This is a genomic window from Candidatus Planktophila sp., from assembly GCF_046070465.1.
Lineage (GTDB): Bacteria > Actinomycetota > Actinomycetes > Nanopelagicales > Nanopelagicaceae > Planktophila.
Genome location: NZ_JBJTMK010000021.1, coordinates 1 through 10613, shown reverse-complemented (window position 1 = coordinate 10613; position 10613 = coordinate 1). Strand labels below are relative to the sequence as shown.

General features: G+C 47.8%; 15 protein-coding genes. 9 read left to right on the top strand and 6 right to left on the bottom strand.

Annotation, left to right across the window (positions count from 1 at the left end):
• Nucleotides 1-83: 83 nt before the first annotated feature.
• Nucleotides 84-407, top strand: a complete 324-nt coding sequence (locus tag ACKOVI_RS00965) for a hypothetical protein (protein WP_509601937.1) — start codon at nucleotides 84-86, stop codon at nucleotides 405-407.
• Here the strand turns inward: ACKOVI_RS00965 and ACKOVI_RS00960 are convergent.
• From ACKOVI_RS00960 to ACKOVI_RS00935, 6 genes are read right to left on the bottom strand one after another with little or no spacing between them, the layout of a single operon-like run.
• Entirely contained in the window at nucleotides 394-1152 is a 759-nt protein-coding gene (locus tag ACKOVI_RS00960; protein WP_509601935.1) for an ABC transporter ATP-binding protein, read from the bottom strand. The genes ACKOVI_RS00965 and ACKOVI_RS00960 overlap by 14 nt on opposite strands.
• Complete coding sequence (locus ACKOVI_RS00955) at nucleotides 1145-1915, bottom strand: ATP-binding cassette domain-containing protein (RefSeq protein WP_509601933.1); 771 nt, start codon at nucleotides 1913-1915, stop codon at nucleotides 1145-1147. Before ACKOVI_RS00955 ends, ACKOVI_RS00960 begins: the two co-directional genes overlap by 8 nt.
• Nucleotides 1912-2730 (bottom strand): ABC transporter permease, encoded by an 819-nt coding sequence (locus ACKOVI_RS00950; RefSeq protein WP_509601931.1) that lies wholly within the window; start codon nucleotides 2728-2730, stop codon nucleotides 1912-1914. Before ACKOVI_RS00950 ends, ACKOVI_RS00955 begins: the two co-directional genes overlap by 4 nt.
• Nucleotides 2727-3680 (bottom strand): ABC transporter permease, encoded by a 954-nt coding sequence (locus ACKOVI_RS00945; protein ID WP_509601929.1) that lies wholly within the window; start codon nucleotides 3678-3680, stop codon nucleotides 2727-2729. Before ACKOVI_RS00945 ends, ACKOVI_RS00950 begins: the two co-directional genes overlap by 4 nt.
• A 42-nt stretch (nucleotides 3681-3722) precedes the next feature.
• The gene (locus ACKOVI_RS00940) at nucleotides 3723-5216 is read right to left on the bottom strand and encodes an ABC transporter substrate-binding protein (protein ID WP_509601927.1); all 1494 of its coding nucleotides are present in this window, start codon (nucleotides 5214-5216) and stop codon (nucleotides 3723-3725) included.
• 21 nt (nucleotides 5217-5237) lie between these two features.
• Nucleotides 5238-5957 (bottom strand): DUF1684 domain-containing protein, encoded by a 720-nt coding sequence (locus ACKOVI_RS00935; protein WP_509601925.1) that lies wholly within the window; start codon nucleotides 5955-5957, stop codon nucleotides 5238-5240.
• Nucleotides 5958-6145: 188 nt separating this feature from the next.
• Between ACKOVI_RS00935 and ACKOVI_RS00930 the strand changes: the two genes are divergently transcribed.
• The 8 genes from ACKOVI_RS00930 to ACKOVI_RS00895 all read left to right on the top strand — a co-directional run bounded on the left by ACKOVI_RS00930 (nucleotide 6146) and on the right by ACKOVI_RS00895 (nucleotide 10529).
• Complete coding sequence (locus tag ACKOVI_RS00930) at nucleotides 6146-6259, top strand: DUF8730 family Cys-rich protein (protein ID WP_509601923.1); 114 nt, start codon at nucleotides 6146-6148, stop codon at nucleotides 6257-6259.
• Between the two features lie 3 nt (nucleotides 6260-6262).
• Nucleotides 6263-6547 (top strand): metal-sensitive transcriptional regulator, encoded by a 285-nt coding sequence (locus ACKOVI_RS00925; RefSeq protein ID WP_509601921.1) that lies wholly within the window; start codon nucleotides 6263-6265, stop codon nucleotides 6545-6547.
• A gap of 19 nt (nucleotides 6548-6566) precedes the next feature.
• On the top strand, nucleotides 6567-6950 hold the full coding sequence (locus ACKOVI_RS00920; RefSeq protein WP_509601919.1) for a rhodanese-like domain-containing protein: 384 nt from the start codon (nucleotides 6567-6569) through the stop codon (nucleotides 6948-6950).
• Complete coding sequence (locus ACKOVI_RS00915) at nucleotides 6950-8578, top strand: FAD-dependent oxidoreductase (protein WP_509601916.1); 1629 nt, start codon at nucleotides 6950-6952, stop codon at nucleotides 8576-8578. Before ACKOVI_RS00920 ends, ACKOVI_RS00915 begins: the two co-directional genes overlap by 1 nt.
• A gap of 15 nt (nucleotides 8579-8593) precedes the next feature.
• Complete coding sequence (locus ACKOVI_RS00910) at nucleotides 8594-8761, top strand: DUF8730 family Cys-rich protein (RefSeq protein ID WP_509601914.1); 168 nt, start codon at nucleotides 8594-8596, stop codon at nucleotides 8759-8761.
• A 2-nt stretch (nucleotides 8762-8763) separates the two neighbouring features.
• The gene (trxA, locus tag ACKOVI_RS00905; protein ID WP_509601912.1) at nucleotides 8764-9132 is read left to right on the top strand and encodes a thioredoxin; all 369 of its coding nucleotides are present in this window, start codon (nucleotides 8764-8766) and stop codon (nucleotides 9130-9132) included.
• A 3-nt stretch (nucleotides 9133-9135) separates the two neighbouring features.
• Nucleotides 9136-9909 (top strand): class I SAM-dependent methyltransferase, encoded by a 774-nt coding sequence (locus tag ACKOVI_RS00900; protein WP_509601910.1) that lies wholly within the window; start codon nucleotides 9136-9138, stop codon nucleotides 9907-9909.
• Nucleotides 9910-10103: 194 nt separating this feature from the next.
• Nucleotides 10104-10529: an extracellular solute-binding protein gene (locus tag ACKOVI_RS00895; RefSeq protein WP_509601908.1), complete on the top strand. Its 426-nt coding sequence runs from the start codon at nucleotides 10104-10106 to the stop codon at nucleotides 10527-10529.
• Nucleotides 10530-10613: the final 84 nt, after the last annotated feature.

The following is a 10613-nucleotide window of genomic DNA, read 5'->3' as shown; positions in this document are numbered from 1 at the left end:
TGCCTCACGCACATCATCTGTTGGTGATGTTGTAGCGCCGACAATATCTTCGGGATCTTCAATATGAGCCTGCAAGCTACGCGGTGCAGGCTCATATTGAAGATCCCGAAGATATCGTCGGCGCAAAAACATCACCAACAGATGACGTGCGCGAGGCAAGCTCTCAACTCTCAGAGCATCTTATTGAAGATGGAGGCACTGTCGATCAAGAGCAAATTATTCGCGGGCTCTCGATTGTCGCGAATATTGGCGTGATTGCAGATTCTTTAGATCACACCTCGCCGACTTTGACTGATGTGTTGACCCCAGATGTGCCAAATTCAGCAAAGGTATTCGCCGTATCTCCGGTAGACCAAACAACTACCTTTGTGAAACGGATAAAGAAATTATTCTCTAAAGGCGGCTAGGCATACGCAGAACTGATTTAAGAAGTGCCTGTGTGTATGGATGCTGAGGATTTTGCAAAATCTGATTCATATCCCCTTGTTCAACAATCTCACCAGATTTCATGACGAGAACTTCATCTGCAATTGCAGCGATGCTCGCCATGTCATGTGAAACGAGGACAATGGATGTTTCCTTGTTCTCGGTCAGCTCTGAAAGTAATTCAATAATTCGAACTTTTGTTGCGAGATCGAGGGCACTGACAGGTTCATCAGCGAGAAGAATCTTAGGTTCTGTGATGATAGATCGTGCAATTGCAATTCGCTGACGCTGACCACCTGAGAATTCACGTGCTCTCTTATCGAGTGAATCAGGACTTAATCCGACCGCTTTGAGGGTCTCGACAACACGAGCTTCAACCCAGTTTTTGCGATCGTCTTCTGGTCCCAACTTAAAGGAAATCAGCGGCTCAGCAATAACGCTTCGGATCTTCTGTCTGGGGTCGATAGATGTGTGTGGATCCTGGAAGATCATCTGCACTTCGCTGCCGAATGATTGGTGACTCCGCCCATTAATTTCTAATGTTCCGGTATCTGGTACAAGGAGACCAACGGCAACTTTGAGCAGAGTAGATTTACCTGAACCTGATTCGCCAAGGATTCCTAGATTCTTGCCCGCCTCTAGTGTGAAGTTTATGTCTTTAAGCGTTGGCTTATCACCGTAAGAGAAGGAGAGGCTCTCGGCCTGGATGAGGGCAGTGCTAGCCATGGTTGAGAGTCCCATCTAGGTAATAAGCACTCTCAAAGAGATCCTTCACATAATCATTATCGGTTGCCTTCGCGAGCTCTGATATTGATCCAGTTGCCACCAGCTGTCCTTGATGTAGAACGCGAACATCCTTGCTCATAGAAGCAACTACAGGTAGATCATGGCTAATGAAAAGTAGTGATCTCTCACGCGCTAGATTACGAAGTAACTCGAGGACTTCACTTTGAATCGTGACATCGAGAGCCGTAGTTGGTTCATCGGCAATTAAGAGAAATGGATTCTTTGAAAGCGCTAGGGCGATTGCCACACGTTGACGTTCTCCTCCAGAGAGTTCAAAAGGGTATGACTTTCTAATGCGCGCTGTATCTGTAAGTGCAACTTGATTAAGGAGTGAATCGATATCTGCATCGCGAGAAGCTCGAGATATTTGCTTCTCCACTCGCATCAGTGGGTTGAGTGCAACCTGTGGTTCCTGGAAAACAATCGCTGCGTATCGTCCTCGAATAGCTTGAAGTTCGCGTTCGGACGAGGCCGTGATGGATACCGATTTCTCTCCAGGTATCGAGAAGATGATTTGGCCGTTTACCTTCATCTCTGGTGGCAGTAATCCAAGAATTGCGAGAGCGGTTAGTGATTTACCTGAACCGGATTCGCCGATCAATCCCAAAGTCTGACCCTGCTCGATTTCAAAAGAGAGGTCAGAGAGAAGGGTGCGATTTCCCAAAGTGATTGTGAGCCTTTGAACCGAGACTAGGGTGCTCATGATTTCCTCGCAAGTAATGGATCGAGGCGTTCACGGATTCCATCGGCAACAAAGTTCATACTTAATACGAGAGCAATCAAGAGAATCCCCGGAACGATTGCTCCAGCAGGTGCGATGAATGCCGTCTCCTGAGACTCTTGAAGGAGATTTCCGAGCGAGGCATGTGGGGGAGGTGCGCCAAGACCAAGGTAGGAAAGGCTCGCTTCGGCCAGACCTGCGAGACCAAACTGCAGTGACAAATTTGCAAGGATCGCTGGCCAGATATTGGGCAACACGTGTCTCAAGGCGATGGAGAGCGTGCTTCCACCTGAGATTCGAGCAGCTGTAATGAAGTCCAATGCAACGACTCTTTTAGTGAGCGTTCTCGTGATACGAGCGAGTGAAGCGGCAATACCGAGGCTGATCGCAAGAATTGCAGATTGAAGCGAAGCGCCCATAGAGGCGACAAGCAACATTGCAATCAGCAAAGCGGGGAATGCAATCACGATATCGAGAGTCGAAGCCGCCAAGCCATCGAAGTATTTGCGAGCAAATCCAGATGCAATACCCAGAGAAATTCCAAGCAGGCCACCAAGCAAAGTTGATAGCAATCCAACTTGCATAGCGATTCTGCACCCAATCATTGCCCTTGTCAGCAAATCTCGGCCGAGCGTATCCGTACCAAATAAATGATCCGCACTTGGCGGCGCCAAACGCTCGCCAGAGCTGTCATCAATTGAGTAAGGAGTCCAAAATATCGAAGTTACTGCAACTGCTATAAAGAGAATGAGAACTGTTGCTCCGAGGAGCAGGCTCCATTTGAACTTCTTTTTCATCGGCGCGCCTTCAGTAAGCGAGGGTCTGCAAGATGCGTTAATACATCAGCCACAAATCCGATGATTAATACGGCAGTTGTCGTGAGGATTAAAACAGATTGAATTACAGGATAATCGTGCTGAGCAATACCTTTGATCAGAAGCGATCCCAATCCTGGTAGCGCGAAGACACTTTCGATAACTACAGCTCCGATAAAAGTAGTAGCGAGCTCGATAGCAAGAATCGGCATCAATGTACTTAATGCATTTCGAGAACCATGAACCAAAATTGCCTTCAGTCGAGGTTGTCCCAAAGAGCGTGCTGTGCGTACATATTCACTATCGAAGATTTCAAGAGAAATTGTCCTGACATACCTCGAGATGGAAGCAGACATCACTACAACGATGGTGAGAACGGGCAAAGTGAAAGATCGAATCGCCTCTCCTGGAGTGGACCAACCTTCTACGGGAAATCCACCAGAAGGGAAGAGCGGTCGCTTAATTGCAAAGGATTGAATCAAGAGGATGCCTACCCAGAAAGCTGGAACTGCAGAACCTAGCTGCGAAATTCCGCTGAAGAGGGTACCGATAAATGTATTTCGCTTATATGCGGCTACAAATCCAAAGAGCGAGCCGATCATTGCGGCAAAGAAGAATGCCAGGAAAGTGAGAGGGAGGGTGACGTTCAGTCTAGAGATAATCTCTTTAGCAACAGGAAAGTAACCAACAAATGACTCCCCAAAGTTAAAGGTGAGTGCATCTCTTATCCAAGAGAAGTATTGAATCAGCAGAGAATCGTTGACGTGGAGGCTCGCCTGAATAGCTTCAACTTGCGCCGGATCCATTCCAACTGAAATCAATGAATTAGTAGGATCACCAGGGAGCGCACGCAGAAGTAGGAAGAGGGCGAGGGAGGCGACGGCTAGTGAAAATAAAAGAGTGAGGGCCCGATGCACAATGTATCGTTGCATCAAGCCCCCACCTTATTTACGAGTCTTTCCGTACGGCCAACTTTAGTTCTTTACGATGTTGTAAGCAAAGAATTGCGAGTTGAGGCCGTTGATTGGATACCCGCTAACACCTGCTGAAGCCACCACAATCTGTGGGTAGAGGTAGATCCAGTCGCTTGCCGCTTCCTTAACGATGATGCGGTTTGCACGCTTCAGAATCGCTGCCTGAAGAGCAGTTCCATTTGTTGCCTCTGAATCTGCAACGAGCTTAATTACCTCTGGATTGTTATATCCCCAGTAGAAGTTTGGATTTCCATACCAAACAACATCGCGGTCATTGACGTGCTCTTGAAGAGTCGCTTGGAAATCAAGTGCCTTGTAGACCTTTGAGTACCAAGTATCGTTTGTAATGACATTGATATTTACTGTAATTCCGACCTTTGCAAGCTCTGACTTAATGAACGCTGCAGCAGTTGGGTGTGGTGAATAGTTAGGTGTTTCAAGCTGGAATGTGAATCCTTTAGCGTAACCAGCTTCAGCAAGAAGCTTCTTTGAACGTGCTGGATCATAAGGGTTTACTTCGGTCAGCTTCTCGTACCAAGGATCCTTAGGTGGAACCATTGAACCTGTAAGTGTGCCGTAATCGCCCCAGACTGACTTGAGCAGCTTGGCGTTATCAATTGCAGAGACAATTGCCTGACGAACCTTCACATTATTGAAAGGTGCTACACGATCATTAAATGCCATGAGCAACTTGGTTGTTGATGCTCCGTTGTTCACGGTGAATCCTGCCTTCTTAAAGGCTTCTAGGGAATCCGGACTCTGCACTGAAGTGATGATGTCAATCTGCTTTGTGAGAAGTGCCGAGTTAAGAGCAGTTGCTGAAGTGTAGTAATGGAAAACAATGTTCTTCGTCTTTGCTTCTGTACCCCAGTATGCATCGTTCTTCACAAGGCTCAGTGTTGAACCGCGCTTCCATGATGCAAGCTTGTAAGGACCAGTTCCATCTGCATTGTTTGCCGCATCTTTGTTAGCTGAGTTCACAATCCAGACATAGCTAAGGTTGTACACGAATGAAATTGACTTCGAGGAAAGCGTAAATACAACTGTCTTTGCATCAGGAGTTGAGATAGATGAGATTGCCTTCAATGAGCTCTTGCGAGCTGACTTTGATGCAGCAGCAGTAACTTTCTCGACACTGTACTTAACATCAGCCGATGTAACAGCATCGCCTGAGTGGAACTTCAGACCCGAACGAATTGTGATTTTGTATGTGAGGCCACCATCTGTCTTAACAACTTTTGTTGCAAGAAGATTTTCTACTGTACCTTTATCGGTGAGTTTGAAAAGACCTTCATATACGTTGCCATTGAGCGCTTCTGTAACGCCCTGGCCGCCACCAGCCGTGTTGTCGAGGTTGACTGGCTCGTAGAGTGATCCAATATCAACAGTTGACTCTGCAGCCTGCGCTGCAGGAGTAATTGCGCTGAAAGCGAGAGCTGCAGCAAGTCCGAGGGCAACGAGTGCGCCGCGGCGTCCTGTCTTGAGGTTCTTCATGTTCTTCCTTTGTTTGGGTCTTTAGAGGGATGTGTAGATCGAGTGATTATTCTTAAAGATTGGTAGACGTTCACCAGCTTTGATTTCTATTGCAATTCTGTTCTCTCGTGGTGGGAGCGGACAGTTATAACTAATGGAGAAACCGCACGGTGGAACGAATGCGCGGTTAAAGTCGATAATTACCTTGTCTGTTCCTTCAATGCGCTGAAGGAACAAAAAGCGTCCAGATTCGTAAGTTTCATTGCCATTGGTTGGATCTGCAAAGACGAGCAGAAGTGGCCCGCCGTCATCGAATGCATGAAGGTTGTATTCAGCTCCACCGATAGTCACGGTTGCGACTCCTGGAACTGCGAGATCGCGAGTTCCCCCGTTGTCACGAATAAATTCAAACGCTACTGGTTTACTACCTTCGTAGCCCTTATAAGTTCCTTCGAAAGCTAAATCAGGGTTGTAGTCGTAAGTTTCAATGTGAGAGAAATTCTGAATGCTTGGTGATGCGGCATCCCAGAGTCGATATCCACGTGCTTCAACTTCGCCCTTGAAGTTCTTCTTCTCAAGATTTGTTAAAGAAACTGTTGCAGACTGACTATCCAGCACTGCTTCCTTATCAAAGGATTCACCTTCATTGAGCCACGTAGTTTGAATCAAAGCTAAGTTGCCTTGTGGGGCAGTGACAGCGCTCTGGCGATCTTGTACCCAGATTCGCCAAAGCTGTAATTGCTCTTGATGCTTATCGGTCATTGCGGGAAAGTAACAACCTTCCTGAAATAGTTCTCAAGAGGCATATGTAGGTGCAGGGCACTTGCAACAACTCACGCTCAAAGCAGCTACATGGGATCCTGCAAGCGATATAAATCACCCCTTCCCAGGTTGTGATACTATTTCGGCATACCCCCAGGGGTATATCCCACATCGAAAGGAATTGAAATATGTGCTCACGAGTTACCTGCGATAAGTGCAAGAAGTACACCTGGTCTGGCTGTGGCCAGCATGTAGAAGATGCCCTTCGCGGACTATCCGACGATCAAATCTGTAAGTGTTAAAAAATGGCTAAAAGCCCTACCCACGTTCTTCAAGATGAAGAGCAGACCGAGGCGATTGCGAAGCGCCTTAAGCGCGCCCATGGCCAACTAGCAGCGGTGATTCGCATGTTGGAAGAAGGTCGTAACTGCGATGAAATCGTCACGCAGATGTCAGCTGTCAGTAAGGCAGTGAATACGGCGGCTTTCACCCTAATTTCAACAAGTCTCCGTGAATGCATCGTCGATGACAAGAAGAACAGCAAAGAAGTTCAAGAGAAATTACAGAAGCTATTTCTTAGCCTTGCCTAATAGAAAAGAAAATAATTAAATGAAAAAGCTCATCGCAGTGATATTCGCTTCAACGCTTGCACTTACCTCTTGCGGAGGTTCGGCAGCGACAAATATGGGCGCCACAGATTTCCAAAAGAAGACCCAGGAAGCCGGAGTCATAGTTCTCGATGTTCGATCTGCTGGAGAGTTTTACACAGGACATATTGCGAATGCAATCAATATCGATGTCGAGGGAATGACCTTTGGTGCAGATATCGCAAAATTGGATAAGAGCAAGACTTATGCTGTGTATTGCCATAGCGGTCGGCGTTCAGGAATCGCAGTTGGCAAGATGGCTGCTGCCGGGTTTAAATCTCTCTATAACCTCGATGGCGGCATTCAGGTGTGGCAGGCAGCCGGTCTTCCATTGGTAACTCAATAATGCGTGTAGTCATAGTCGGGGGAGTAGCAGGCGGCATGTCTGCTGCAACCCGTATGCGCCGCCTCGATGCCGATGCTGAAATTATTGTCCTCGAAAAGAGCGGCCACGTGAGTTATGCAAACTGCGGCCTTCCATACTTTGTTGGTGGCGTCATTGAGGAAGAGGATGCACTGCTGCTACAGACACCAGCTTCCCTTCACGCACGCTTTAATTTGGATGTTCGAATAGCAACTGAGGTAACTTCCATCGATCCTGTTACCAAGACTGTGGCAGCGAAGGATTGGAACAAGAATGAAGAGTATGTACTTTCATATGACAAGCTCATTCTTAGCCCAGGAGCATCACCGGTTGTTCCTCCTATTCCCGGCATCGAACGCGCACTTACTCTGCGCACAGTGGAAGATGTCGAAAAGATTGCCCATCGCGTAAATGCAATGCCACAGAGCGCCGTTGTTATCGGTGGCGGCTTTATCGGCGTAGAAATTGCAGAGAACCTTGTTCACAAAGGTGTGCCTACGACGGTAGTAGAAGCTGCTCCTCAAGTACTTGCTCCACTAGATCCGGAGATGGCCACGCTGGTGGCGAACGAGATGCGCAAGCACGGAGTCACATTGCATCTTGGAGTCAGCGCCAAAGAGGTAACGCCCGACTCAGTTGCACTCTCAGATGGAACCGTGCTGGATGCCGAGCTAGTTATCTTGGCTATCGGCGTTCGTCCTGATACTGCGCTGGCAAATGCTGCGGGATTAACCATTGGTACTCGTGGTGGAATCGAGGTTGATGATTTCAATCGCACCAGCAATCACGATATTTACGCAGTCGGAGATGCGGCAGAGAAGATTGACGCTATCGACGGTTCTGCAACCTTGGTACCACTCGCAAATTTAGCTAATCGTCACGGTCGCGTTGTGGCTGATCACATTGCAGGACGAGATACTCGTCCCATCAAAACGATTGGTACTGCCATCGTGAAGGTCTTTGACTTGATGATTGCGGCAACTGGTTGGAATGAAAAGCGATTGATTGCTGCCGGTCGTGAAGTGATGGTGATTCACACTCACCCTAATAACCATGCAGGTTATTACCCAGATGCAAAGCAGATTGCACTCAAACTGATCTTTGATCCGAAGACGGGGGAGATTCTCGGCGGGCAAGGAGTTGGCGTTGACGGCGTAGATAAGCGCATCGATGTAATTGCAACTGCGATTCGCGGTGGAATCACAGCGTCAGAACTTGCTGATCTAGAGCTCGCATATGCGCCGCCATTTGGCTCAGCTAAGGATCCAGTCAATATGCTCGGCTATATCGCTGAAAATATGATGAGCGGATTGCTCAAGACAGCACAGTGGAATCAGACAGAAGACTTACGTGCTGCTGGATATCAGCTAATTGATGTCCGCACGCCAAGTGAATATGCAAACGGCTCAATTCCGGGCGCCATCAACATTCCTGTCGATGAAATTCGCGAACGCGTTGGCGAAATTAAGAAAGAGCCAATCCTCGTCAATTGTCAGGTCGGTCAACGTGGCCACACAGCAACGATGTTGCTCAAAGAACTTGGTTTTGATGCGACCAATCTTGACGGCGGCTATCTCACCTATTCCAATTCACCAGCAGCTGTTCACTAGAGAAAAGAGAAGAAAATGTGTCACAAAGTAACGTGCCGTAAGTGCGGAAAGCCTTCATGGGCTGGATGTGGTCAGCATATTGAGATTGCGCTCAAGGGTGTACCAAAGTCTCAGCGCTGTCAGGGACATCAGAATGATCCCAAAGAACCAGGATTCTTCAGCAAATTATTTAAGAAGGCTTAAAGATGGCGACTATAAATGTTAAGGGCGATGACTTTGAGAAGTTGGTAGTTGAATCCCCGATCGTCTTTGTAGATTTTTGGGCAGAGTGGTGCGGTCCATGCAAGATGTTCGGGCCAATCTTCGAAGCAGCCTCGCTCAAACATCCCGATATCGTCTTTGCCAAGGTGGATACCGAGGTAGAGCAAGCGTTGGCAGGTGCAGCTGGCATTTCTTCCATTCCAACTTTGATGGCATTTCGTGACGGGGTGCTCTTATTCCGTGAGGCAGGCGCACTTCCTGAAGCTTCGCTCGAGGAGTTGATTACAGCGATTCGTGGAGTCGATATGGAATCGGTCAGGCAAGAAATCGCAAAGTCAGAAAGTCAGGAATAGGGCATGATGAGTGCAGCAGAGCAATGGAAGCAAGACCTTGCCAAGTGGGCGATTCCTCAAGAAATTCTCGACCAAGCTATAGAAAAACCTTGGATTCATCCACCTGCACTCTTTGAAATTCCTGAAGTAATTAAAGATTCACTCTCGCACCAACGTGCGCGTGAGGCGATGCCAATCGGTGGATCCGTTCTTGATATTGGTTGCGGTGGAGGAATAGGGGCATTTGCAATCACTCCACCTGCTGCACATGTCGTGGGTGTCGATGAGCAAGAAGCGATGCTCGAGCTCTTTTCTAACAATGCAGCACGTTATGGAGTTTCGGTTAAAACAGTTTTAGGTCAATGGCCCGATGTCGCGAGCGAATCTCCAATGGCCGATGTTGTCACGGTCCACCATGTAGCTTTCAATGTAGGCGATATCGTTCCATTTCTCGCTGCACTCAATTCGCATGCACGCAAACGAGTAGTTCTTGAAGTCCCTGTCGTTCATCCCATGTCGAATATGAATGAAGGATGGAAGCACTTTTGGAATGTCATTCGACCAACTGTGCCTGTCGCAGGCGATCTCATCTCTGTCTTGGAGGAGATGGGCATTATGGCGACTATTGAGTATTTTGAAGGAGAAATTCTGCTCGACAAGAAGGTCGATGGGGCTAATGGGTTCATCCGCCGCAGACTTTGCCTGCCAGAGAGCCGACAAGGGGAGATTGATGCCTTCATCGAGGCAAATCCGCTGCCCGAACGTCGCCAATTAGCCGTGATTTGGTGGGATATTTAATAAATCTGCAAATTTCTGCACAAAATTGTTCAATCTCAACCCTTGGAAAGCACTTTTAGGCGTAAAAGTAACCATTTCGTTACTCAAACTCCGTAGCGTATTCACGCTCGTGAGCCTAGATTTTACGCGTGTCGACGAATGCGCCGACGCAACCTTTCAAGAGGTTTTACTTCCAAGAAAGTTAGAGGACGTAAATGTCAGTAGAACAAAACGGAGTATCACGTCGTACCCTCATTAAGGGTGCAGCGTTGGGTGGTATCGGAATCGCTGGAGGCGCAGCAGTGCTTTCATCATGCGGTTCAAAGGCATCAGGCCCAATGTCTTTCGGCGCGCGTACAGTTGACGAATCTCCAACAAAGCAGCTCAAGGCTCTCGTAGCTGCATACGAGAAGAAGTCAGGCAACAAGGTCACATATAACGCAACAGAATCAAACGCATTCCAGAACAACCTCTCACAGTACCTTCAGGGAACTCCTGATGATGCCTTCCAGTGGATGGCTGGCTTTCGTATGCAGTTCTTCGCAGAGCAGGGACTTCTTGAAGATATCTCTGATGTCTGGAAGGACCTCGAAGGTCAGTACGACAACTCATACAAGATCGCTTCAACAGGTCTTGTATGAGTTGTCGTACTGACCTTCGAGGTCCTTCCAGACATCAGAGATATCTTCAAGAAGTCCCTGCTCTGCGAAGAACTGCATACGAAA

Excerpts from the sequence above, each read along its gene's own strand:
- ACKOVI_RS00960 (WP_509601935.1), bottom strand. The coding sequence starts at position 1,152 with ATGGCTAGCACTGCCCTCATCCAGGCCGAGAGCCTCTCCTTCTCTTAC.
- ACKOVI_RS00955 (WP_509601933.1), bottom strand. The coding sequence starts at position 1,915 with ATGAGCACCCTAGTCTCGGTTCAAAGGCTCACAATCACTTTGGGAAAT.
- ACKOVI_RS00950 (WP_509601931.1), bottom strand. The coding sequence starts at position 2,730 with ATGAAAAAGAAGTTCAAATGGAGCCTGCTCCTCGGAGCAACAGTTCTC.
- ACKOVI_RS00945 (WP_509601929.1), bottom strand. The coding sequence starts at position 3,680 with ATGCAACGATACATTGTGCATCGGGCCCTCACTCTTTTATTTTCACTA.
- ACKOVI_RS00940 (WP_509601927.1), bottom strand. The coding sequence starts at position 5,216 with ATGAAGAACCTCAAGACAGGACGCCGCGGCGCACTCGTTGCCCTCGGA.
- ACKOVI_RS00935 (WP_509601925.1), bottom strand. The coding sequence starts at position 5,957 with ATGACCGATAAGCATCAAGAGCAATTACAGCTTTGGCGAATCTGGGTA.
- ACKOVI_RS00930 (WP_509601923.1), top strand. The coding sequence starts at position 6,146 with ATGTGCTCACGAGTTACCTGCGATAAGTGCAAGAAGTACACCTGGTCT.
- ACKOVI_RS00925 (WP_509601921.1), top strand. The coding sequence starts at position 6,263 with ATGGCTAAAAGCCCTACCCACGTTCTTCAAGATGAAGAGCAGACCGAG.
- ACKOVI_RS00920 (WP_509601919.1), top strand. The coding sequence starts at position 6,567 with ATGAAAAAGCTCATCGCAGTGATATTCGCTTCAACGCTTGCACTTACC.
- ACKOVI_RS00915 (WP_509601916.1), top strand. The coding sequence starts at position 6,950 with ATGCGTGTAGTCATAGTCGGGGGAGTAGCAGGCGGCATGTCTGCTGCA.
- ACKOVI_RS00910 (WP_509601914.1), top strand. The coding sequence starts at position 8,594 with ATGTGTCACAAAGTAACGTGCCGTAAGTGCGGAAAGCCTTCATGGGCT.
- trxA (WP_509601912.1), top strand. The coding sequence starts at position 8,764 with ATGGCGACTATAAATGTTAAGGGCGATGACTTTGAGAAGTTGGTAGTT.
- ACKOVI_RS00900 (WP_509601910.1), top strand. The coding sequence starts at position 9,136 with ATGATGAGTGCAGCAGAGCAATGGAAGCAAGACCTTGCCAAGTGGGCG.
- ACKOVI_RS00895 (WP_509601908.1), top strand. The coding sequence starts at position 10,104 with ATGTCAGTAGAACAAAACGGAGTATCACGTCGTACCCTCATTAAGGGT.